Genomic DNA, 22,905 nt, shown 5'->3' with positions numbered 1-22,905 from the left:
CGCCCCCGTGGTAGACCAGGCATCCGCCCGCCCCGCCGCCGAGGCGGCCCCAGCCGCAGTCATGCCGGCACCGCAGACCCTCGTCGAGGTCGTGTCCGCAACCGCCACTGCTCATCCCGACCGCAACGCGTCCCGCGACGACCGGACGGAATACACGTATCGGGAACTCGACCGGCTGTCGACCGACATCGCGCTGAGCCTCGTGGACGCCGGGGTCAAGCCCGGCGACCGCATCGGCCTGTTCCTCGAGCGCTCGGCCATCGTGCCGGTCGCCCTGCTTGCCGTCCTCAAGGCGCGTGGGGTCTACGTATGCGCGGATCCCCGTGATCCCGATGACCGTCGCGAGGAGATGTTTTCCCGGGCCGGTGTGAGCCTCGTCATCGTGTCGAGCTCGTTCGTCCACCGGATCGACGGGGACTCGCACCTCTTCGTGCTCGATCCCGAGAATCTCCCGGTCGCCTCCGCGGACGCCGACGGCCTCGGTTCGCCGTCCTCCGCGGATCCGGCGGCCCTGGTCTTCACCTCCGGATCGACGGGTCAGCCCAAAGCCATCGTGCTGGGTCACGCCGGCCTGACCTGGTTCGCCCTGAACGACGCGCTGCCCGCCCTCGGTACCGACGACTGCATGGGCCAGATCTCGAGCCTGTCCTTCGACGCCTTCCACTACGAGATGTGGCGTGCCCTGGCGACCGGCGCGACCCTGGTCACGCTGCCGCACATACCCCAGATGCTCGCCGCCGGAATTCAGCGGCAGCTGACCTCACGCAAGATCACCGCGCTCCTTGTGCCCACGATGGCGTTCAACCACATCATTGAGGCGGACGCCCAGGCGTTCAGCGGCGTGCGTGTGCTCGGGGTCGGTGGCGACGTGCTCGCCGTCTCGTCGGTACGCAAGCTGTACGACGGGGGCTTCCCGGGAACGCTGTACAACCTCTACGGGCCCGCCGAGATCACGACCGCGTGCACGATCCACACTGTCAGCCCGGCCGACGTGGACCGGCCGAGCATCCCCCTGGGTGAGACACTGCACGGCTGCTCCATCGAGCTGGTGGACGAGACGGGGCTTCCCGTGGCGTTCGGTACGCCCGGCGAGGCAATCATCGCCGGCCCCGGCGTGAGCCTGGGTTACCAGGACAGTCCCGCAGAGGACGCCGTCGTCTTCGGGACTGCCGTGATCGGAGACACCGAGGTCGCGACGTATCGCTCCGGGGACATCCTCGTACAGCGGGACAGCGGGCTCGAGTTTGTCGGCCGGCGCGACAACAAGGTCAAGATCAGCGGTCACCGGGTGGACCCGGTCGAGATTGAGCGGGTCCTGCTCGAGCACAAGTCCATCGACGACGCCGTGCTGATCGTCGACCGGCAGGCGGTCGAGCCGTCCCTGGTCGCCATCATCGTGCTGACCGCGGGTGCAAGCGTGGCCGACGTGCAGGCGTTCGCCGAGTCCCGGCTCCCCTCGTACCTGGTCCCGCACTCGTTCGTCACCGTCGACCGGCTTCCCTTCACCGACCACGGAAAGCGCGATGTGCACGAGATGCGCATGCTCGCCCTGGCCGAGAGTGCGCGCCTGTCCTCCTTCACCCCGCCCGTCAGCGAGACGCAGAAGCGTGTGGCGGCCATATGGAGCAGGCTCCTGCGCGTCTCCCCCGTGGGGCTCGACGACGACTTCTTCCGGCTCGGCGGCAACTCGATGCTGCTGTTCCGCCTCAACAAGATGATCAAGACGGAGCTCGCGGTCGACCTCGGTTTTAAGGACCTCCTTCAGGAGAAGACGCTCGCCGCGCTGTCCCACCTGATCGACGAGCGTGCGACGCGATGACGCCGTCCATTCCTGATCTCAGCGACGCGAATCTCTTCCGATCCGACGCTCCCGAGGCGGTGTTCGAGTATCTGCGCGAGAAGCAGCCTGTCTACTGGAACGACGGTGGACCGGGCGAGGGCTTCTGGAACATCTCGCGCTACGCTGACGTCTCCGCCTACTACCGCGACCATAACTGGCTGAGCTCGCTCGACGGCGCCATCATGGGCAGCTCCTTCGGCACGGACCAGGACTCCGCCAGGGGCAAGATGCTCGTGGCGAGCGACCTGCCGGAGCACCGCTACTTCCGTCGTGTGTTCCTCGGAGCCCTCGGCCCCGCGATGACCCAGCGGATCCGCGAGCGGCTCCAGGTCCTGCTTGCCCGCGAACTCGGCGTCATGATGGCCGACGGCGGTGGCGACTTCGCACGGTCCATCGCGCGTCAGCTCCCTGTCGCCGCACTGATGACGCTGCTCGGCATCGGCGAGTCCGACGCCCGTCATGTCGTTGACCTCACCGATGCCGTCGTCGGCTACCGCGACGAGACGCTGTCAGATTTCTCCATGCCCGAAGAGACCCGACGGGCCGTGGCACAGATAGAGCTGCTCGGGTTCCTCGACCAAATCCTCGAGGAACGACGTGCCGCAGCGGCCCGTGACGACGCACTCAGCCACTTCCTCGACGCCGAGCGTTCCGGCACGCTCACCCGGAACGAGGTGCTCTACAACCTCGTCAACCTCGTGTTCGGCGGCAACGAGACGTCCGCCCACACGGCGTCCGGGTCGCTGCTGCTCATGATGCAGGAGCCGTCGGCCTACTCGGCGCTGGCCGATGATCCCGATCTCGTGCCGAACGCCATCACGGAGATGCTGCGGCTCACCTCCGTCGCCGCCTACGTCAAGCGCGTCGCCACTAGTGACAGGACGATGCACGGCACGACGATCAAGGCCGGCCAGACCGTGCTGCTCTGGATCTACTCCGCCAACCGGGACCCTGCGGAGTTCGAGAAGCCCTTGGAGCTACGCCTCGACCGGAAGCCCACGGGCCACCTGGCCTTCGGCGTGGGCATCCATCGCTGCGTGGGGGCGACGCCTGCTCTGGCCGAGCTCGAGACGGTCCTGCGCGCGGTCGTGGAACTCGAAGGCGTGCGGCTGGTCCCGGACGGTGAGCCCGTACGGCTCCAGTCCAACTTCATCCGCGGCTTCACCTCACTCCCGGTGCGTGTGACATGACCGACGAGATGACCGAGACGAAGGGCCCCGCGCCCAAGTCCGCCTATCGCTTCCTCCTGCTCTCGCAGGGGGTCAGCGGATTCGGCGATGTCCTCACCCTCGTGGCGATCCCGTTCGCGATGATCGCGCTGGACCCGAGCGGATTCCTCACCGGGCTCGTCCTCGCCGCACGCACGATCTCCCAGGTGGCGGTCCTCCTGTTCGGCAGCGTGGCGGTCGACCGCTTCCCGCCTCGGCCCCTCATGATCGCCGCAGACCTCGTGGCCTTCAGCACCCAGGCCGCGATCGGGACGTTGATCGTCGTCGGCACCCCTTCGGCATGGCAGCTCACGGTGCTGTTCGCCGTCAACGGGGCAGCCGCCGCACTCTACATACCGGCGACTCGCAAGGTCATGGCCGGCCTTGCATCGGGCCGCGAACTCCAGAACGCCAATGCCGGCCTGTCCATGACCTTCACATCGGTCGGCATCCTCGGATTCCCCCTGTCGGGCCTCCTGGTGAGCGTGACCTCGCCCGGTGCCGCGCTGTTCGCCGATTCCCTGACGTTCCTGACCAGCGCCGTGCTCCTGACGCGCATCCGCGGGATTCAGGCGTCCGTGTCCGTGCCCGGCAACTCGTGGACCGCCGACTTCGTGGCCGGGATCAAGGAGGTGGCGCGCACGCCATGGCTGGTCGCCGGGCTCGCCAACGCCGGAATGTTCCAGATGCTGGTGCTTGGCGTACTGCCCGTCCTGGGGCCGCTCTTGGCCATCCAGCATTACGACGGTGTCTCCGGCTGGTCCGCCCTGCTCCTCGCGAGCTCGCTCGGCATGCTGGCCGGCGGATTCGCCTCCACCCGCTTCGCCCCGAAGCGCCAGCTGCTGGCGGCGTACTCGGCGACCGCGCTCGGCGTCGCGCCCGGCCTGATCCTTCTCGCGACGGGTGCCCCCCTCCCGATAGCCCTGGTGGGCATGTTCGTCTACGGTGTCGCGCTCGCAATCTTCAACACTTTGTGGGAGACCGCGATGCAGCAGCGAGTGCCGAGCGAGATGCTCGGGCGGGTATCCGCACTCGACGGGTTCGTCTCCTACGGCTTCAGACCACTCGGCCTGCTCCTCGCCGTTCCCGCGGCCGCTGCCGCGGGCCCCGTGCCCGTCATGGTCGTCTCCGCCGTCATCGTGGCGCTGCTCGCTGCGATCGTGTGCGCCGTGCCGGCGTTCCGGGGAGACCAAACGGGAGATCAAGCCTCACCACGTAACCCCGCGGAGGTCCGGACGTGAGTCGCCCGACGCGGACCCAAGAAGGAAGGCCGCCGGTCCCGATGACCCAGGTGAGCACGCTCCCGCAAGACCAGGAGCTCGACACGTACGTCCGCGAGCTCGCGGATCCCGACGCGTTCCCGATGCTGCGTGGCGCGGGCACAGGAATCGACGCCCCGCTCGGAATGCCGGGCAGGTCCCGCCCCGTTGCCCAGCTCCGCGTCGCGTGCGTCGCGGGTTCGCCCGCCGTTCCCGTCGCCGAGGCGCTGGCGACCCGCTTCGACGGAACGGTCGTCACCCTGCCGGCCGACCACCCGGGCGACCACCTCGTCCTGGATGACCAGGCCGCACACGTGCTCCTCGTCGCTCTCGCCGACGAGGTGTCCGTCGAGGACGCTCTGGCGGTCGTCGATCAGGTCAACGCGTGCAGGAACAGGCCGGACGGGCGGGTACCCCGGCTCGGGTTCCTGACCGCGGGCGATCTGGAACAGCTCGCCTGGCTGATCGCGAAGAACCTCGCGTCGGGGCACCGTCCGCCGGCCACACGCAAGCACGTGGTCCTGACCCCGTTCGCTGCGGGTCCGCTCACGGGCGCCGACGCATTGGTCCTCGCCGGGGCGCAGGTCACGCGTAACTCGGTGCACCAGGCGGTCATCGCCGACAGTGCGACGTTCCTGTCGATCACTTCGTCCGGGCGGGAGCACGCGGCGCTGCTCAACGACACGGTCCTGTGCGGCAGCGATCACGAATCACGTCGGCAGTGGCTCGAACTCGGCGAGGGCGCGGCTCCGCACTGTGCTTTCGAGGGCACGTGCTTCCTGCCGGGGGTGAGCCTGGACGACGTGATCGAGGCGAGATCGGTCAGGGCCGAAGTCGTCTTCACCAACTCCTGCCTCAGCTGGCGTCCCCATGCCGGCAGCGCGCCCCGCCAGTTCCTGCTGACCAACGCACTCAGCTCCGGCCACGCCGCGGCCGCCATCGGCCCCATGTTCCCCTCGCACACGACGGACTGGGCCACCGAGACCTTCCACCGTATGTGCGACGCGGGAGCCCCGCTGGGTGAGGTCGTCGCCACCCTCAACCGGCTCGCGGTGGACACGGAGGAGGAGCTCCCGTATTTCGCCCTGCTCGGTTTTCCCTGGCTGGTGGCCGGTGGTGTCGAGCCGGCCGACGAGGCGGCCCTGAAGCAGAGCGAGGCCGACTCCGCACGCTCCGCCGGTCTCGACGTGGCTACCGTGGCCGCGAGCCCGGCATCCGGGCACGACACGTCAGCGACTCCGCAGCAGTTGCTGCGGAGCCTCCTCGGCCTCGGCCTGAGCTCGACGGCGCTGGAGACCGGCGTGGCCGATCTGGAGGCCCTGTCCGCGCCCGACCCGGAGGTGCTGGCTCGGGCGCAGATGGCGGCGGCGGCCGAGCTCATCGACTACACCTCGGCCACCTACTCCGGATTCGACAGCATCTGGGAGCCGGCGTTGACCACCCGGGTCCACGCCTCGAAAACGCCGTGCCCCTACTGCGGCGCCACGGTCGAGGAACTGGTCGGCGACAGCCCGGGCAAGCCGTGGAGCTCTCGCACGGCCGCGTTCTGCTATCGGTGCAGCCACGTCTGGGACGCTCCCGCCGACCCTCAGCTCCAGGTGCCCCTGATCGAGATACCCGAGGTGTGGCGTCGCGGTGACGACGTGCACGGGACAGTTCGGCTGCGTCCGGGGCCCGCCGGCTGGAGGACCGACCGCCTCACCATCGGTTGGTTCCTGCACGGGCAGTACTTCCAGGGAGTCGACGTGCCCGACCCCGAGGAAGTGCGCGTGACGCCCGGAAGTACCGACGAAGTCCTCGTGTCGACGCAGATGCACGTCAACGACGACGCCTTCCCCTATCACCAGCATTTCTGCCGGGTGATCGTGATCGCGTCCGGCGCCGTCCACCTCGGCGGACGAAGGTTTGCCATCGTTCCCAAGGAAAGGTGACACCGAATATGAGCGATGTAGTTCTGATCCTCTCCCAGCTGAACGCGGGCGGCGTGCGCTACCTCGCGCATGCTCTCCGGGAGCGGGGACTGTCGCCCGTTCTCGTCTCCGACGAGCCCGAGGACCTCAACCGGGCGGTGTGCGACGACCACGTCCTGGTCGACTGGAGCCACGACTCGGAGCCTGAACTCGCCGCCACCGTGGCCGCCCTCGTACCGGCACCGGTCGCTCTCATCAACCTCGTCGAGGCCCTGATTCCCTGGCAGATCCACCTCGTGCAGCATTTCGCCCTTCAGGGAGCTCCTCCCGGTCTGGCCACACTGCTCAGCAAGGCGAAGGTCCGATCGGCGATGCGCGAGCACGGTCTCTCCGACGTGCGGTCCACTGCCGGGCCCGCCGCGTCCTTCCCGTTGGACGACGTGCCGAGCTTCCCGGTGATCGGCAAACCGTCACAGCGCAGCGGCGCATCCCGGATCGTACGGCTGCTGCGTGATCGCGAGGAGGCGGCGACCTACCTGCTCGAGGCGGCCGGCAATCTCGGCGCGGACTGCGAGATGATCCTCGAGGAGTTCATCCCCGGCATCGAGTTCTCCATAGACGGCCCGGTGACAGGATCCCGGTTCACCCCGGTCATCGTCTTCGAGAAGGAAGAGCAGACCGGGCAGCGCTTCCACGACACCGGCCTCCTCGTCTCCCCGCCCACGTCAGACGGGGTCGACGAAGGGGCACGGCTCCTGGCTGACCAGGTGTCACAGCTCTGCGCGTCGATCGGGGTCGACGAGGCATGGTTCCACGTCGAGGGACGGGTGGCCGGCGGTGTCGCGGAACTGATCGAGATCAACCCGCGGGTGGGCGGCGGAGTGACCATGCACGCGATCACTCAGCTCACCGGCGTGAACCCGATCGACATCCTGATCGACATGGCACTCCCCCACGCTGACGAGCAGAAGCCGAGGGAGCCCTTCACGGCTCGCCCGGTCGAGAACCGCCTGTGGGGCTCCCTCCCGATCCAAGCCGACGAGGCGGGCATGGTCACGTGCCATAGCGAGGTGGCCGACCTTCTGGACCTGCCAGGTGTCGTCGACGGTTACGTCCTGTCGCCTTACCGGGCCGAGTCGACGGACCAGGAGAACTTCTTCGCTACATTTCTCCTGACCGCACCGGACGTGGCGACCTTGCGTAATCGCGCAGCCGCTTTGCGTGAGGCCGTGACCTACTCGGTCACTCCACTGCAGGAGCACATCGATAGCTTGTGATCGTCAGCGGTGGCATACGGGACGACGATGGTCCGCTACGGGCCCGCGCCTTGGGCCGATCGTACGAGGTCAGTACGTTCGGCGGGTGCGGATGCGGGCCAGCCGGCCGAAGGTGATGGCGATCAGACCCAGGAGGATGCCAACGCCGCCCCTCGTTCGTGCCGTCTCCCCTTACGCGGAATCCCGGGCGGGCGATGCGGCGAGCTTCGGCGCCTGCCCCATGGCTGAGCTTCCCCCGGTGTGCGGGAGGTGCGCGAGCTCACCGGGCGAGTAGAGCGTCCGCGAGACCAGATCGACGGGCAGGTAGGCCGGCCGCAGCTCACGCACGCGTTCCTTGAGGATGGTCAGCCCGCGCTCCCACCCGATCCGCTCGGCGATCACCGTGGCCGGCATCGTCGGGGTCTGCTTCAGCAACTCGCGGATGGCAGGCTCGAAGGCGTCCACGGCGGAGCCCTTCAACGGGCGCTGGTAGACCGGCGGCCGGTCGGTCGCCAGTGCCCGCTTCACGGTGTTCTTCGAGATTCCCAGGTGCCGGGCGATCGCCCGGATCGGCATCTGCTCCGCCCGATGCAGCCGACGGATCTCAGCCCAGTCCTCCACGGAAATCGCCCTCTCCTCCTGACCCTCGATGAAGATCAGGATGATTGGAAGATCGCGAAGTGGGTCCCCTTTGGTCCGCCGATCAGCGGTCAGCTTTCACCCGTCGCCGACAGAGGGCGGGGAGAAGAATCGCGAGACCGCCACCGCACTGAGGGTGAGCGAGCGGTCGGTGGAACGATGGCGCCGACAGTGGCGTGAGCGAGGCGAGGCCGGGGTCCTCTCGAAGGGTTCACCCGGGCGCCCGAGGCTCAGCGAGAAGCAAGTTGCCAGGCCGGAGCGAGGTCCGCTCGCGCATGGGTCGCTCTGCAGGTAGTTGATCGCCATGGTGTAGAGGCCGTTCGCGGTACCCCCTAGCTGGGCGGCGGCCGCGTCGTCGCGTCGGCCAACTTCTGGGCGGCGAGGTCGTACTTCGCGGCGAACTTCTTGCCGGCGTCGCCGTCCCCGGCCATCCCGGCGGCGGCGTCCAGTGAGCCGACCAAGCCTCTGTATATCTGCGCCGCCGAGTCCGGCAGATCAGAGAACCCTGCTGAGACCACCAGCATGTCAGCCGGTTTGACGTGAAAGCCGGTCATCGGCCGCCCCCCGAATCGCACGCGCTACCAACCGTAGCAACCGTGGCCACGCCGCAGTGATGCCGCCATCCCGACGCTCGTCGCATCCCCGCTGGCTGTGCCCCGGGGCCCTGCCCCACGGCAGCCTTGCGCCGAGTCGGGGGCGAGTGGTCACTGTGGCCACGACACGCCGAACAGGCACGGCAATCGCTGGGCGTCCACACTGTTCAATGGGCCTGCGAGCTGGGATGACAGATACGAACTGGTGTGCGATGATGACCTAGGTTTCATAAACAGCCCCTCAGATGAGGTATGTTTTTTGAAACCTACGGTTGTCTGGAGGGGTCCTTGCAGAACCTCAGTGCTGAGTGGTGCGCGGAGCGTCTCGCCCAGCTCGACTTCACGATCGACCTGTTCCACGAGGCGCTCGCCGCGGCTGGCGACGAAGCACGTCGTTGCACCGACTACGACGCGCCGGCCATGCGGGGTACCACCTTCTGGAGTCGCACCAACCGCTTCATCGGCGAGAAGCTGGCGGATGAGGGGTGGGGCTTCACTCGGCGGGACAGCATTATGCGGACGATTCACCCGAGCCGAAGCCATGCGGTGACTGCGGTCAGCGCAGCAGGCGGGGTCGGCGATCTGAAGGCGAAGGTGCGGTCGAGGAACCCTAAGGGCCCGAAGATGGCTCAGATTGTGGAGCGCAACGGACAGTTCGCCTTCATGACGCCTGACGCGGTCCTCTATGGCCGGGAGCTGGACGAGATCCCGACTTGGTGCCTGCTCTACAAGTGGAAGAACGGCGAGCTCCTGGCCGAGCTGTCCCTGCCGATCAAGATGAACGGCAAGTTCGTCGACGAGTGGCTGGAGCGCATCCCGCTGGATCTGCCAGACCTGGGCGAGATCAGTGTGGACGTCAACCTGCTTGACGACCCCGGGGACGACGCCGGACCCGAGGTCATGGTGGAGCTGCTGGAGGGCTGACGGGGCTCTACGTATGTACGACTTGGGAGCTGAGGAAAGTGTTCACCCCTGAACGGCTGGTTCTCGCGCGCAAGCGCCGGCGGATGACGCTGGTGGCCCTAGCACGGGAGTCGGGAGTCTCGGCGCAGAGCATCACCGCGTTCGAGAACCACCGCAAACCGCCCTCGGAGGATTCGCTTTCCTCGCTCGCGCAGGCCTTGCGCTACCCCGTGTCGTTCTTCGAGGCTCCGACGCCGAAGGAAATGCTGCCGGACATGGTGAGCTTCAGGGCGCCATCAAAGATGAGCGCCCTGGAGCGTGACAGTGCGCTGAGCTCGGGGACGGTAGCCGCCACGCTGAACACATGGCTGGAGGAACGCTTCAAGCTGCCCAAGCCCAACGTGCCGACCTATCCGCACCTCAAGCCGGAGGAGGCCGCCGAGCAGCTCCGGGCACACTGGGGACTCGGCGAGGATCCGGTACCAAATCTGGTGCACCTGCTCGAGGCCAACGGCGTGCGGGTATTCTCACTGGCTCCGGACTGCCTGGACGCGGATGCCTTCTCCACCATCCAGTCCGGGACACCATTTGTGTTCCTCAACACTCGCAAGACCGGTGAACGTGGACGCTTCGATGCCGCGCACGAGCTCGGGCACCTCGTCTTGCACTGCGAGCACCGCATTCCGCATGGCCGTGATTCCGAAGGAGAGGCGAACGACTTCGCCTCTGCCTTCCTGATGCCCAAGGCCGGGATCACCGCACAGAAGCTGAACAACGTGTCGGTCGAACGGATCCTGAGCGCCAAGCGCCGATGGGGCGTGTCCGCCATGGCTCTGACCTACCGCCTGCGCAAGCTCGAGCTGCTGTCCGAGTGGCGTTACAACCAGGCCGTGAAGCAACTGGCGGGAATGGGCTACCGCACATCGGAACCCGGTTCATCGATGGTCCGTGAGAGCAGCCAACTGCTTGCCAAGGTGTTCGACGCACTGCGCAAGCCCCCGCTCAGCATGACGCCGGCCGACGTGGCTACACAGATGGCGATCTTCCCTGAGGAACTCAACGACTACGTCTTCGGCCTCGTACCAGTCCCGGTGGCAGGTGGCGGACAGTCCTCCGCCCCCGCGCGGCCCGAGCTACGACTCGTCAAGAGCTAGGCCACAGCGACACCCTCAGCCCAGCAGAACTCGGACCCCTCTCATCGAGGGGTCCGAGCTGTTGCATTTGCACGTGCAGGAAGGGCTGCAGCACGCCGACCTGACACTCGCCGTTCACCCGAAAGGGTGAATCTATGCGGCCATGACGCCGATAGCGGGGTGTAACCAGAACGGCGGTCGCGGATGCGGCGAATGTCCGCTATGTGACGCATAGAGCTGGGAGATTGCCGATAATTCGGCCGAGTTAGAGCATATGAAGGCGCTTGGAACGCAATACGTTGCGTCAATTTGATCGTCTATCGGGGCATCATCGGCGGCGCTGGTCAAGATCCATCAGCGCGATGCATTTGCAACGTGGCGGAACTCGTGGCGCCAGTCGGCGCCGGGCTGTAGCGTCGAGTTCACGAAACGTAAAGAGGCCCCGGGCATGGGTACCAGCCAGCCCGGGGCCAGATCGATCGAGACGGGATCTGACTCATGCTCGACCGCTTTCTTCGAGGGGGCTCGCGCCAGCCCTCGACGAGTGACGAACTTAGCATTCCGTGGTCCTCCCCGCGGGAAACGCGTCGCGTGGACGCCTGGGATGTCACGGTGCGCCTGCGCGTCGTCTTCCCGGCCGTCATCGCCCCCTGGGCGGCGATGACCGACAGCGCCATCGGTCCGGTGAAGGCCGGCCTCCTCGCGGCGCTCACGGCCCTGGTCGGCCGCTCCACCATCCGTTACGTGCGCATTCGCCGGCGCTAGACGCCGCGTGGCGGCCCGCCGCCAGCTCGGCGGCGGGTCGCCACCGTACGACGGACTCCTCTCGGTTCCGACGCCCCGGATCGGGGCTAATGCGTACCGAGTTGGATGAAGAGCGCTTCGGTGGGAGGGAGAAACCAAGGTGAGTGCGACGGTGTTCTACGCGCTCTGCGCGATGTGTGGACGCCGGTTCCGGCAGCGGACCGGCCCCGGCCGCAAGAGGCAGTACTGCACGACGGCCTGCCGACGGAAGGCCCAGCGTCTGAGGGACGGCCAGGGCCTGCCACAGGGACCGACGACGACGTTCCCGTGGGGACGTGAGGTAGCCGAGGACCTCCACCAGATGGCGGCCAGGCTCGTCGACGCAGAGCGCCAGAAGGCGCCCCTGAGTGTCCTGTTGGAACACGCCGGGCGCCTGACCCGGGAGGTCTCGTACTACGCTGCTGCGGCCGTACGGGACGCACGCACCGCAGGCGCGACCTGGGACATCGTGGCGACTGCAGCCGACGTAAGCTCCGACACCGCGCGGGGCCGCTGGAACGAGGACCGGGTCAGCAGACTGCTAACGCGTAGGGCCTGGGACCAACTCGTCTCCCCGACCGTACCTGTGCTCGGAAACCAGCCTTCCGCCGCACCATCAGAGACGCCAGTCACCGCCCGCCGTGGAGCAGAAGCACTGGCCGGCAGAAGCTCGTCAAACAAGCTGGCGTCCGCGCTGTCATACCTGCAACGGACGAGCGGCATAACGATTCAAAGCGCCGCCTCACAAGCCGACCTGTCCCCCTCGTACGTTTCCCGGGTCCTGGCTGGGGAGCGCGTCCCAGCTTGGCCCGTGGTGCACATGCTCGCGACCATCTTCGAGGGCCGCGCGAGCGAGCTCCGCCTTCTCTGGGAGGCGGCCCAAGGTGCGTCCCACGCCGTCAGACCCACCGTTGCGGGGGCCGCTGAACGCCTCAACGACGCGTTGCGAGGCCACTATCTCGCGGCCGCGTGTCCCGACCTGTCAGCCGTCTGCGCCGCTACTGACGGCCGCCTGACCCCGGAGATCGCCGCGGACGTTCTGAGCGGCGACCTTGTCCCGGACTGGGAGACCACGGGAGAACTCGTCGTCCGGCTCGGTGGCCACCCAGCCGACATCCGACCGCTGTGGGAGGACCTCCACTACGCCTTCCTCACCTCCCACGACATGTTCCCGCCCAGTGGTTTGCCCAGCGATGCATTGCCCGGAAGCGCTCCCGGCGAGCCCTCCGGAAGCCCGTGATCGATGTTCGCCGAAACGCCTACCACCTTGGCTGAAAGGAAGGCCCTGATGAGCTGGCCGGCGTCCACGACCGGCTCCGTAGGCGAACCGGTACCTGTTGAACCCACCAATCGCCCCGACTACACGGCCTTCAGGCTGCTGCACGAGCAACGCTACGTGCAGTATGCGCAGGCTCGTGTCGGCGAGAACCACCTGGGCTGCCGCGTGGCAGATGCCGCCTTCGAAGGTCTCGCAGCCGCGTGGCACGAGATCCTGAGCAGTCCCTGCCCGGCCGCAGACGCGTGGCGCATCCTCGGCCAAACCGTTGATGCTGCCCACGCGGGCGCCTTCGAGACAAGTGACGACAACTTTCACCAGATTCTCCCGACCGCCCAGGCCGACGCCGTCGTCCTCCACCGCCAGCTCGGGATGACCGTGTCCGAGGCAGCTGCCCTGATGGGAATCGGTGTCGGTGCCGCCGCTGCCCACCTCGCCATGGCCGATCGCAGCCTCACCAGAGAACACGAAGCCCAGCAGCTGTCACACCCTGAGGAACCGGGCCCCTGAGAAAGAGCTCCACGCGTCCCGACCCCGCCGTTTCTCCCTTCCCCGACTGGGAAAGTCACCCCCGCGAACCACTTTCACCCGCAAGGGGCCCTAGCGTTTGTCCTGGCGTGATCTCTACGATGGGCAGGTTCAACAGCGGAGGCACCGACAAAGCCATGTCTGGAGGGGGAGCCCGGTGGACCATGGGGAGAAATTCGTTTCTCACTCCATCGACATCGGAACCCCAAATTTCGCACGCATGTACGACTGGTTCCTCGGCGGTATCGACAACTACCCAGCTGACCAGCAGGCATGTACCGGGTTGCTCCAGATCGCGCCAAGCAGCAAGGTAGTACTCCGCAACAGCCGGCTCTTCCTGCAGCGTGTCGTTCGTGTCCTCGCGCAGGAGTATGGAGTTCGGCAGTTTCTCGACTTCGGCTTCGGCCTCCCAACCCAGGACAACGTTCACCAGATCGTCCAGCGTGTCGATCGTCGGTCCCGCGTCGTCTACATCGACGACGATCCGATGGTCTTGGCTCACGGCAGAGCCGTCCTCGAGGAGAACGACCGCACCGCAGTAGTTGACGCAAACATCACCGACACTGGCAAGGTCTTCAGCCATGCCGACGTGGGCCGGCTCATCGACTTCGACCAGCCAGTGGCCGCACTCTTCGTCTCAGTTCTTCACCGATTGCCTGACGACAGCGACCTCGAAGAACTGATTCGAAGTGTGATCCGGCGCCTCGCTCCGGGAAGTTTCCTGGTGATCTGCCATCTCGTCAGTGATAACCATGAGACTCGTCGGTCCATCACCGACTTCATGCAGGACTGCACCAAGAACGACTGGGGCAAGGTCAGGGAGCGCCAGGATGTGGAGCGCTACTTGGCCAACCTGGAACTGCTCCCGCCCGGGCTTGTCGACGTTGCCGAGTGGCGGCCTGAGTCGGACATCAGGCCGCGAGCGCGGACCTCCGAGTGGATCGAGTACGGGGGTGTTGCACGCTCGCCCAAGTCCGCCGACTATGCCGTCGCTTCAGCGTCAGCCAGCTGACATCGCAGCGAACCGGGCGATGGCCTCCTTCAGGAGCGCAAGACTGCTGCTGCGCGTCTCGGCAGCCTTGGCGAGATGGTCGAGCACCAGGCGGTACCGGTGAACGTCGCTGTCCTTGCTGAGGTACAGGGCGCTGTTCACGTGCTCCAGGTAGATCATCTCTGACGGCCCGCCAGGAGCGAACTTCAGCAAAGTCACGGGAGTTGGCGGACGGACACCGGCACCTCTATCGAAGCGGATGATCCGAATGTGCACCTTTTCGATCTCATCCATGTGAAGCAGGTGCTCAAGTTGCTCCCGCATCACCTCAGGTCCTCCAATCGTTCGGTAGAGGATTCCCTCGTCCAGAATGGCTCGCACGATCGGACGACCCTCACCTGCGAGGATCTTCTGTCGCTGCGCGCGCAACTCGACGCGTCGCTCGATCTCGGCTTCGCTCGCGTTCGGAAGCTCCGCCTTCACGAGCGCCCGCGTGTAGGCCGGCGTCTGGAGCAGACCAGGCGTCACGTGAACCTCATATGCGCGGATTTCTATCGACGAGTCCTCAAGACCGATGAGACGCTTCACAAAGCCGGGTGTCACGTCGCTGTACTGATGCCACCACGCCGACGAGGCGATCTGCCGTAGCAGCTCCTCGATCTCTTCGCGCTGCTGGCGATCGCGGACGTTATAGAGATCCAGAAGATCCAAGACATCCCTGCGTCGAGGGGCACTCTCGCCTCTCTCCATGCGGCTGATCTTCGAGATGGACGCCCTAACAGCCGGCGCCACGTCCTTGATCTTCAGTCCCTGCTCTCGCCTCAGGCGCCGCAGGTATGCTCCCAGAACCTTCGCTGCCGCCGCCGGCTTGTCATTCGGACGCGGCAGCGGGACAACCGGAGCGATCGAGAACGCTCCGTCCGTACGACCAACGGGCATGCGGACTCCAGGGAACGTGGCAACAAACACCATTATCCCAGGAAGGAGCCCCGCATGTCCGCCACGGCGTTAATGTGACTGATATGACCCTTACGCGGCCATGTGGTCGAACTCGCCCTTCTTCGCCCCCTCCACCCAGGCCTCGAACTCCTCGCGCGTGAACAGGAGCGCCGAGCCATCAGGGAAGCGAGAGTTACGGACTGCCACCTCCCCACTGGAGAGGCACGCGAGCTCGACACAGTTGCCCTGGGCTGTGCTCGTGCTGCTCTTAATCCACCTTGCGGCAGGGATTCGGCTCGCGGGGGCGCCGTTGCTGAAGCGTTCCATCACTACCCCTTTTCGTCATGCTGTTCGAGAGTGCGCCACCCGAAGGCAGGTCGTGGTGGGACATCGCCGACACATCGCGAATATGCCCGCATGAAATCCCACTTGCAATTGCATCCGGGTGGACTGGTGGGAATACTAGCCAGTCGCGTCTGGGACTTGGAGTCCCTCGAAAGAGTGCGACCTGGGGTCGCCAAGCAGAAAAAAGGATTGGCTAACTACAGGAAGGGAAGGCTCAGTTGGCTCGGCGTCTGAGCATCGGAGGTGTCGCCCCCGTGCCGTCCATCGAGTTCGAATGGGGACTCGCCATGGGCCTCGGCGTTCCGAGGTTCGCCGCACGCCGTTTCCGGCCCGGGCCGGGAAGTCTTCATCGGATGCGCCACTTCACGACGCGCACGCTGGAGCGCTGGGGGCTCAGGGCATACGCCGACGACGCGACGGCGGTCACCAACGAACTTCTCACTAACGCCATCCGGCACGCCGACTCTCAAGAGGCGCGCGCGGAAGCTGGTTGGCTCGGTCTGATCGATACTCCCCACACCCTGATGTGTGCAGTCACCGACCATGGCCAGGGTGCGCCGGCGAGGAGGCAGTCGAACCTACTTGCCGATGAGGGCCGCGGCCTCATCATTGTTGATGCAATTGCTGAGGAATGGGGCTGGAGCTCGCACGGTAACGCAGGAAAGACGACATGGGCACACCTTCCGAAAGGCTGACCCCACCAGAAGGCATTTTTACCCCGGCGGAAGGTAATGGCAGAAGAGGTGCATCAGGGCGAGTTGTGCGGACTCGTCATTTCTTTGCCAGCTTACGTGGGGCGATTCCATTCTAGGTCGGCGATCCACGACCGCCGGTCTCGCGCTCTCGGAGCCAGCAATCCTCGTTCAGCGCTTGCTTCTATCAATTCCACGGCCGAGCGCTACCGACGGAAAGCGGCGGAGAAGCGCCACCAGGCTAACGCCGCTGCCTGCAACATCTGAACGGGCGAAGCGAGGCGGACCAGCGCCGCAGGGAGACAGTCAGGTGCCGTGACGCTGAACGGTTTCCCGTCGGGCCGCCTCTGGCGCGGTCGCGGCGTCAGCGCTGGATTCGAAACAGTCCAGCAGTCGCGAAGGAGCCACGCCGAGACCCGAGGCGATATGCAGCAGTGTGATTAGCGAGGGATTACGCCGTCCGTGCTCGATGTACGCAAGGCCTCTGAAGCTCATTCCGCTCCGGGCGGCGAGCTCCTCCATGCTGAGCCCGCGCGACTCTCGCAGTCTCCGCACGTGCATGCCGAACCGGTGGAGCTGCGGGTCAGGAGAGCTTGACTGGGACACCCCTTGACTCGAACAGCGGACATATCTTGACCACCATGAACAGCTGTGCATAATCGTGGAACCGTCGGGCCTTGGCTTGCGCGTTCTGGCCGTGGTGCCGCTCGTGTATCGGGGAAGACAGGCAGGAGAGGCGCATGGCGGGGCAAAATCAGCGTACCGAGGCCGCAGGTCCCACCGGGGTGATCTTGCACTGGTATGACGATGTGAGTGTCGGGGTGATCTGCCCTTGGAACCCGGTATTCGTGAGCGAGGCCAGGGCGATGAGGGGGAAATGGAACCCGGGAAAGCGAACGTGGACATTCCCTCGGGGTGAAGAACCGAGACTCCGGGCTCTCTTGGAAGAAATCTTCTACACGGACGGGTCACCGTCGCCTGGAGTCGATATCCTGGTGGACCTCGACGATTTCTATCCCGCCGGCGCCCCTGTATCCGTTATTGAGATCGCTGGCCGCTGGGTGGCCTCCATCCACCCCGATTGGGGAGGGTGCCAGCTCGACCCTCAAGTGAGCGTTGCCCGCGGTGTCGTTTTCGCGGAAGGGGGCGGGATCGGTTGGTCGACTGGGGCATGCCTAGAGGTGCGGAACGTGCCAGAGCAGTATCTCAATCAACTGCCGGAAGATCAGGAGATTGCCGTGTGGCCTCTCGCTCGTCACGGGCTCGACCTGGAAAGCCTCCGGCGGCACGAATCGGCACTCTCCGTCCGGCTCAGTGAGCTTCGCACGGCCATCCAGACAGAGGAACAGGCATCGCCAGGCCTGGCGCCGGTCCCGGTCAGCCGGTCCGGCGAGCCGGTGTGGCGACTCCGTTGCCGGCCTCTCCCCGAAGGCGGTGAGCAGTTGATCATCCATCTGGATGGCTGTGTGGCCACACAATCGAACCGAGTGTTGTCGACTGAGGAGGTGCTCGACCTTGCGGCACGTGGTGCACGGCTATGCCCCACGTGCGGCGCCTACCGGGCCGCCCGCGCACTCGGCGCACAAGTCTCCCCTGGTCGCCGCGTCCGTCGGCCGATGCGCGACACCGTAGGCTGACGGGCTCCTTCACTGAAGGCACCGCGGTTTAGCCCTTCCCGCACACGAGTCAAACTGGTTAGTCATTCGAATATGGGATCGCCAAAGAAGCACAGGGGCCGCCGAGACGACGCGTTGGCCAAGGAACCTGAGATCTACGGAGGTGATGCGCAATCCTTTCTTGGTGAAGCGGCCGGCGCAAAAACTAACGTCGACTGGTACCGAGGCAACGACACCGACGATGGCAGAGGACGTACCTACCGAACCTGGCTCTATCCAGAGGGTGCAGTCGATGCGAGTGACCTAGCCGGGGTATTGGCGGTTGCGCCACCGTGGTGGTGGATCAGCGAGAACCCAGCTCTTCCCGATCCGGCGGCCAAGAAGGAAGCTGCGTACGCTATCGCCCACGTCCAGCTTGCCCTCACAGGTCCGGGACACAGGGGCAAGGGCGTCATCCGGACGCTGCTTCGCGAAGCGGCAGCCAAGTACACGGGCTGTGGGTACCGACTGCTCGCCCTCGATCATCTGCCTCAGGACCGGAAATATTTCGAATCGTTGGGTTTCATCAGCGTGCCATTCCTCGCACTTGCCGGCATTGGGCCGGACGGTGAGGAGGCCCTGCTACTGCAGTACCCCCCGCAGGGGATGCGGACCGCCGTACGCCCGCTCTCTCAAGGTGTAAGTCAATGCGGGATGGTTGCGGCTGCCGACGCCCACTCCGTGCTCGTTTCTCCGGTGTTCGAGGGAGTACTGACCCCGCACCGGAACCGTGTGCAGCCTACTTGCAGCGGAGACGAGATCCACAGTGCCGCAGAGATCGAGGCTTTGAAACTGCGCGTTCGTGAGGTCGGAGCCCAGAACTGACACCTACTCTGCGTTGTCGCTCAGCCCTTCCAGCAAGTACCCGCCCAGAATCGATCAGCGAATGCGGCGGGCGGTCTTCTCTGGGTGGGCGGCGGCAATGTAGCGCATGGCGGTGCCGTCGCTGATCCCGAACAGCCGCATCAGCCGGACGGGGTCGGCGGACTCCTTCGCTTCGTCAAGGATGCGGTCCTGCCGCAACTGCTGCATTGACAGGCCGAGCGGACTGAGCGCCCTCTTGAGCATCGTCATGTGGATGCGCGGATGGGCAGGGTCCATCGCCGACTGCTGACTGACCAGCAGGTGTGGGTTGTTGGAGGCCGGCCAGCGGCGATGGCGCTCGACGAGCCACCGGGAGGCCAACTGGTGTGTCAGCTCTTCCATGTGGACCTTGTGCCGAACGCCCCTGCGACGGACGATCAGTGTCCCACTGGACAGGTCGAGGTCTGTCAGTTGCAGCCGGGTGATCTCGCTGCCGGGCAGCGCGTGGATGGCAACCAGGGCGATGACCAGTTGCTCCCAGGCACTGTCGCTGCGATCCAGGAGTCCTTCCAGCAGGTCTGACGGGATCGGCTGCGGCATGGTGGACACACCCTTGACGACCACGCCCCGAGTCGGGTTCTGGAAGACCGCACGCTCCTGCCGCAGCGCCCGAAAGACGCTCCGCAGGGCGACGTGGATTGCCAGGCCCGGAGCTCCCTGACGGCTGGCGACCGCTTTCTTGACGTCGTCGGTGGTGATCTCTCGCAGGCTGATGACGCCGCGGTCGGTCCAGGCCGTCACGACCGGCCGCAGGGTCATGAGGTAGCGGCGGATGCTGTAGTAGCTCATCGCCGGGTGCTCCAGCCGACCCTCACCGCGCCGAACTTTCACCCAGATGCCGAGCTCCTCGCCGATCTTGTCGGGCAGCCCGGCGAGGGTGGTGTCGATCCAGTCCTTGTGGACGTCGCGGTGCCGCTCGGGGTCGGGGACCAGCATGCCCTGCCCGTGGAGGAACTGGCAGACCCGCTTGGCCGTCAGATTTGGGTCGAGCCGTGCCAGTTCCTGCACGTCGGACTCAAAAATCGGGGCCTCGGCGCCGAGCCAGGACAACACGATGGACAGGACCCGGAAGCCGCTCGTACGTGAGCCGACGTCCCAGTGCTGCTCGCAGGCCAGGCGCCAGAAGTCTTCGGCCAACTTCCTTGCAGGTTCGGTCAGCTCAGGAAGCTTCTGGTATCGGCGATCGATGGCCAGCAGCGGCGACCAGTCCCTCGGCATCGGGAACAACGGATCCTGGCCCGGGACGGCTGGGTGCGGGACGAGCGCGACCTGGGCAGCCCGCCTTCGGTCGGCCTCCCGGTCGCGCTGCGGGTGCATGCTCCAGGGCTGGTAGCCGAGTTGGTCCCGCAGCATGCGCAGGCCAGTGGGGATCGGATCGGCGATCCACAGCTGCGTGAACGGCTCGTGCACGACCTGCGGCCCGTGCATCATCAGGTGCACGCAGCACCCGCGGCAGAGCCCGTCCCGAAGCGGCAGCTCACGCTGACATCGCCGACACTGCCCAGGGGGCCGCAGGTTTTCCTTGCTGTGCCATGACTGGCAGGGAGGGCAGCGTCGGCGGCGGGTCGCGACCAGCCAGGCCCCGCAGTCGCGGCAGGACCGCGGGGACGGTGGCGGGGGCGGTGGCGGGGTGCCCACGTAGCCGGTCTTCGGAGGCTTTCGCGGGCGGGCCGGCAGCGGGGTCGCCGCTGGCCGTAGCAGGCCCGCCCGCCCCAGGATCTGCCCCACAGCCTCCCAGTAGTTCGGCAGCTGCAGCAGTAGCTCCCCAGGGACCAGGCCGTGCCCCTCCGCGTCCCGCAGAGCCAGAGCGAGCCGGATCATCTCCGCAGCCTGGCGGCCCCACGCAGGGCTCATGCCGCGTTCGACCGCAAAGTCCATGGCCACCCGAAGCGCCTCCTGGTAGCCCTGCAGGGGCCGGTGCAAGATCCGCCGGACGTCCTCGATCGACAGGTCCCTACGCTTGACCGGGAACAACGGCAGTTGCCCGGTCGAGACCGGCGGCAAGATCGCCGGGTCGTCCCTGACCTTCGGCTCCGAAGCGGCCCGCATCTTCTTGTGCCAGCGCACCCCTGCTCGACGTCCGCCCGTGCCCTTGAACAGCGGCATCGCGCTCGTCGCTGCCAACCCGTCGAAGATCATCGTGAGCTGGACGCTTCTGGCAGGCGTCGCCACCGGATCGAGCACCCACTCGTAGTCGCCCTCGATCCGCACCGCCATCAGGCAGAGGCGACACACGCCCCCGCCGTCCAGGTGGTCCTCATGCTGGCAGCGTAAGCAGACCGCGCGCTCGGTGTCCTTGCGCCGCCATGACCAGCACCCGTTGCATAGGCGGTGGTGGTTCCAGTAGCCCCAGCCCAGGCAGCCTTCGCACTGCCGGGCGTGGGTCGGCATCCATCTCATCGCCGCCGCCTAGTTCGGCGGGAGCGAGCGCAGCCCGCCCGCCTTGCCTCGCGGCGTCGGCCGAACCGGCCCCTGAGGCCCGCCCTCCGCGCCCACCGCTCGCCGCTCGCTCTGCGGCAGCCCCACGCTGGAGGGCAGGGGCTCAGCCTGCAGCAACTCACCGACCGTACAGTTCAGGGCCGCACAGATCCGGTCCAGGTCGTCCAGGCGCACGGTCACCGGGGTGCCGCCCCACATCGCGGCGACCTTGCTCAGCGACGGGGAGAACCCAACCTCCTTGAACGCGGCCAACACCTCGGTGGGCCTCCACAGATCGCGCTGCGCGGCCACCATCCGCAGATTCCACTTCACCGCAGGTTCCCCTTGTCCATCACCAGTCGCTGAGCCGCCCGCGTGCTCGCGGACAGGTTCGCATGCTCCGGGTCCGCCTGGGCTGTCGCAAGGTACCGGACCGTGGTGGTCGCCCAGTCGTGTCCAAGGAGGCGCTGGACCTCCCAAAGTGACATCCCACGCTCGTAGTTGTGGGTCGCGCAGGCGTGCCGCAGCAGGTGCGGGAAGAGGTCCGAAACCGGGCCTTTCAGGTGGTTGCGCGCCGCCACGTGCAACAGCCGGCGGAACGTCGAGGGCACGATCGCCGGCGCGATCGGCAGGTTCAGCGCCGAGATAGCCTTCGCCTTGCGCTCGGAGGGCCAAAGCGGTGCCCGCGGGTGCTCGGGATCATCCCCAAACTCACCGCGGATCTCCTCCATGTACCACCACAGCAGGTCACGCCCCTCCTGGAACAGGTAAGCCTCCCGCTGCCGCGGCCCCGAGCCGTGGGCGCCCTTGCCCTGCACCAGGAACCGCCCCCACTGGCCATTCTCCCAGTGGACGTCTCCGATGCAGACCCCGCACAACTCCGCCGCCCGCACACCGGACAAGTAGGCGATCTTCGTCATCACATAGTCCCGGCAGGCCACCGGGTACTTGCGCGCGTTCGGCAGCTGGTCCCGCCAGTCGGAGAAGAACTCTTTCATCGCTGACCGCGACGGCGGAATCCTCAACCCAAAGTCACCGCGGTGACGCGGCCGGTTGAACGGATCGATCGGTGACTCCACCACCGCCCCGAAGCGCCGCATGATCTCACCGGCGTACCGCTGCTCCAGGAACGCGAAGTAGCCGTCGATGTGGTTCATCTTCTGCAGGATCGTCCGTCGCGCCCGCTTGCCCGGCCCGGCGAAGTACCGGTCGATGTGGCGGGGGGACAGCTGCCACGGCACCGTGTCGTAGTGGTCGCACACTTCGATCACCGGCTTGACCACCCGATCGACAGTCCTGGGCTCAAGCCCGGCCGCATCGCGCGCCCACTGGTACTCAGCCAGCGTGTCGTAGAAGAAGCTCTCCTCGTCCTGGGCCGAGATTCGGGCTTGGGCCCGGCGCTGGAGCGTCACCACATCAGCCATGCCGGTCTCGATGGGCACACCGCCGTCACCCGGCTCTGGCCGCTGACCGGCCGACCGCGGTAGCAGCGTCAGGACGCGAGTTTCAGAATCTGCCATAGCTCATGAGATTACAGGAGTCACAGGCAGAATTTCGGCCTAACTCCTGGATTCCTGGAGATCAACAGATTCGCCCTTCCCGGCTGGCTGACCTGCTGAGATGCAGCTTCGCTCCTGCGGGAGCCCACTGGGGAACCCGCGCAGCCTCCACTT

Annotated in this window: 21 protein-coding genes and 2 pseudogenes; 15 read left to right on the top strand and 8 right to left on the bottom strand. The window is 66.4% G+C overall.

Going from position 1 to position 22,905, the window contains the following annotated elements; genetic code table 11:
* Positions 1-7: 7 nt before the first annotated feature.
* From ACZ3YL_RS40055 to ACZ3YL_RS40035, 5 genes are read left to right on the top strand one after another with little or no spacing between them, the layout of a single operon-like run.
* Positions 8-1,819, top strand: a complete 1,812-nt coding sequence (locus tag ACZ3YL_RS40055; protein ID WP_465662565.1) for a non-ribosomal peptide synthetase — start codon at positions 8-10, stop codon at positions 1,817-1,819.
* On the top strand, positions 1,816-3,030 hold the full coding sequence (locus ACZ3YL_RS40050) for a cytochrome P450 (protein WP_465662563.1): 1,215 nt from the start codon (positions 1,816-1,818) through the stop codon (positions 3,028-3,030). The genes ACZ3YL_RS40055 and ACZ3YL_RS40050 overlap by 4 nt, the downstream gene beginning before the upstream one ends.
* The gene (locus tag ACZ3YL_RS40045; protein ID WP_465662561.1) at positions 3,027-4,289 is read left to right on the top strand and encodes an MFS transporter; all 1,263 of its coding nucleotides are present in this window, start codon (positions 3,027-3,029) and stop codon (positions 4,287-4,289) included. The genes ACZ3YL_RS40050 and ACZ3YL_RS40045 overlap by 4 nt, the downstream gene beginning before the upstream one ends.
* Positions 4,290-4,330: 41 nt before the next feature.
* Positions 4,331-6,238, top strand: a complete 1,908-nt coding sequence (locus ACZ3YL_RS40040; protein ID WP_465662559.1) for a hypothetical protein — start codon at positions 4,331-4,333, stop codon at positions 6,236-6,238.
* Between the two features lie 8 nt (positions 6,239-6,246).
* The gene (locus ACZ3YL_RS40035; RefSeq protein WP_465662557.1) at positions 6,247-7,494 is read left to right on the top strand and encodes an ATP-grasp domain-containing protein; all 1,248 of its coding nucleotides are present in this window, start codon (positions 6,247-6,249) and stop codon (positions 7,492-7,494) included.
* A 252-nt stretch (positions 7,495-7,746) separates the two neighbouring features.
* On the opposite strand, the pseudogene ACZ3YL_RS40030 reads toward ACZ3YL_RS40035, so the two are convergent.
* Positions 7,747-8,100: pseudogene (locus ACZ3YL_RS40030) on the bottom strand (helix-turn-helix domain-containing protein); the annotation flags it as partial.
* A gap of 106 nt (positions 8,101-8,206) precedes the next feature.
* Here ACZ3YL_RS40030 and ACZ3YL_RS40025 point away from each other — a divergent pair.
* Positions 8,207-8,392 (top strand): annotated as a pseudogene (locus ACZ3YL_RS40025) (helix-turn-helix domain-containing protein); the annotation flags it as partial.
* 52 nt (positions 8,393-8,444) lie between these two features.
* On the opposite strand, the gene ACZ3YL_RS40020 reads toward ACZ3YL_RS40025, so the two are convergent.
* Complete coding sequence (locus ACZ3YL_RS40020; RefSeq protein ID WP_465662555.1) at positions 8,445-8,573, bottom strand: hypothetical protein; 129 nt, start codon at positions 8,571-8,573, stop codon at positions 8,445-8,447.
* A 420-nt stretch (positions 8,574-8,993) separates the two neighbouring features.
* Here ACZ3YL_RS40020 and ACZ3YL_RS40015 point away from each other — a divergent pair, with 420 nt between their 5' ends.
* The 6 genes from ACZ3YL_RS40015 to ACZ3YL_RS39990 all read left to right on the top strand — a co-directional run bounded on the left by ACZ3YL_RS40015 (position 8,994) and on the right by ACZ3YL_RS39990 (position 14,340).
* Positions 8,994-9,629, top strand: coding sequence for a hypothetical protein (locus ACZ3YL_RS40015; RefSeq protein ID WP_465662553.1), 636 nt, complete (start codon positions 8,994-8,996; stop codon positions 9,627-9,629).
* 38 nt (positions 9,630-9,667) lie between these two features.
* Positions 9,668-10,762, top strand: a complete 1,095-nt coding sequence (locus ACZ3YL_RS40010; protein WP_465662551.1) for a helix-turn-helix domain-containing protein — start codon at positions 9,668-9,670, stop codon at positions 10,760-10,762.
* Positions 10,763-11,332: 570 nt separating this feature from the next.
* Positions 11,333-11,506 carry a hypothetical protein gene (locus ACZ3YL_RS40005; protein WP_465662549.1) on the top strand — a complete coding sequence of 58 codons (174 nt, stop codon included), beginning with the start codon at positions 11,333-11,335 and terminating at the stop codon, positions 11,504-11,506.
* Between the two features lie 139 nt (positions 11,507-11,645).
* Positions 11,646-12,764, top strand: coding sequence for a helix-turn-helix domain-containing protein (locus tag ACZ3YL_RS40000; RefSeq protein ID WP_465662547.1), 1,119 nt, complete (start codon positions 11,646-11,648; stop codon positions 12,762-12,764).
* 48 nt (positions 12,765-12,812) lie between these two features.
* Positions 12,813-13,310, top strand: a complete 498-nt coding sequence (locus tag ACZ3YL_RS39995) for a sigma factor-like helix-turn-helix DNA-binding protein (RefSeq protein ID WP_465662545.1) — start codon at positions 12,813-12,815, stop codon at positions 13,308-13,310.
* A gap of 175 nt (positions 13,311-13,485) precedes the next feature.
* The gene (locus ACZ3YL_RS39990; protein WP_465662544.1) at positions 13,486-14,340 is read left to right on the top strand and encodes an SAM-dependent methyltransferase; all 855 of its coding nucleotides are present in this window, start codon (positions 13,486-13,488) and stop codon (positions 14,338-14,340) included.
* Here ACZ3YL_RS39990 and ACZ3YL_RS39985 read toward each other — a convergent pair.
* Positions 14,329-15,258, bottom strand: coding sequence for a helix-turn-helix domain-containing protein (locus ACZ3YL_RS39985; RefSeq protein WP_465662542.1), 930 nt, complete (start codon positions 15,256-15,258; stop codon positions 14,329-14,331). The genes ACZ3YL_RS39990 and ACZ3YL_RS39985 overlap by 12 nt on opposite strands.
* Positions 15,259-15,348: 90 nt before the next feature.
* On the bottom strand, positions 15,349-15,585 hold the full coding sequence (locus tag ACZ3YL_RS39980; protein ID WP_465662540.1) for a DUF397 domain-containing protein: 237 nt from the start codon (positions 15,583-15,585) through the stop codon (positions 15,349-15,351).
* 272 nt (positions 15,586-15,857) lie between these two features.
* Here ACZ3YL_RS39980 and ACZ3YL_RS39975 point away from each other — a divergent pair, with 272 nt between their 5' ends.
* Positions 15,858-16,298 carry an ATP-binding protein gene (locus tag ACZ3YL_RS39975; protein WP_465662538.1) on the top strand — a complete coding sequence of 147 codons (441 nt, stop codon included), beginning with the start codon at positions 15,858-15,860 and terminating at the stop codon, positions 16,296-16,298.
* A gap of 303 nt (positions 16,299-16,601) precedes the next feature.
* Here the strand turns inward: ACZ3YL_RS39975 and ACZ3YL_RS39970 are convergent, their stop codons facing one another.
* Positions 16,602-16,856: a helix-turn-helix domain-containing protein gene (locus ACZ3YL_RS39970; protein ID WP_465662597.1), complete on the bottom strand. Its 255-nt coding sequence runs from the start codon at positions 16,854-16,856 to the stop codon at positions 16,602-16,604.
* Between the two features lie 380 nt (positions 16,857-17,236).
* On the opposite strand from ACZ3YL_RS39970, the gene ACZ3YL_RS39965 reads away from it, so the two are divergent.
* Positions 17,237-17,932 (top strand): hypothetical protein, encoded by a 696-nt coding sequence (locus tag ACZ3YL_RS39965; RefSeq protein WP_465662536.1) that lies wholly within the window; start codon positions 17,237-17,239, stop codon positions 17,930-17,932.
* A 72-nt stretch (positions 17,933-18,004) separates the two neighbouring features.
* On the top strand, positions 18,005-18,775 hold the full coding sequence (locus ACZ3YL_RS39960) for a GNAT family N-acetyltransferase (protein ID WP_465662534.1): 771 nt from the start codon (positions 18,005-18,007) through the stop codon (positions 18,773-18,775).
* Positions 18,776-18,829: 54 nt separating this feature from the next.
* Here the strand turns inward: ACZ3YL_RS39960 and ACZ3YL_RS39955 are convergent, their stop codons facing one another.
* The 3 genes from ACZ3YL_RS39955 to ACZ3YL_RS39945 all read right to left on the bottom strand — a co-directional run bounded on the left by ACZ3YL_RS39955 (position 18,830) and on the right by ACZ3YL_RS39945 (position 22,656).
* Positions 18,830-21,031: a hypothetical protein gene (locus ACZ3YL_RS39955; protein ID WP_465662532.1), complete on the bottom strand. Its 2,202-nt coding sequence runs from the start codon at positions 21,029-21,031 to the stop codon at positions 18,830-18,832.
* Positions 21,032-21,223: 192 nt separating this feature from the next.
* Positions 21,224-21,565, bottom strand: coding sequence for a helix-turn-helix domain-containing protein (locus tag ACZ3YL_RS39950; RefSeq protein WP_465662530.1), 342 nt, complete (start codon positions 21,563-21,565; stop codon positions 21,224-21,226).
* Entirely contained in the window at positions 21,562-22,656 is a 1,095-nt protein-coding gene (locus tag ACZ3YL_RS39945; protein ID WP_465662595.1) for a tyrosine-type recombinase/integrase, read from the bottom strand. Before ACZ3YL_RS39945 ends, ACZ3YL_RS39950 begins: the two co-directional genes overlap by 4 nt.
* Between the last annotated feature and the right edge of the window lie 249 nt (positions 22,657-22,905).

The sequence above is a fragment of the Kitasatospora sp. NPDC023176 genome, from assembly GCF_055560495.1.
This window is presented reverse-complemented; position numbering and strand designations above follow the sequence as displayed.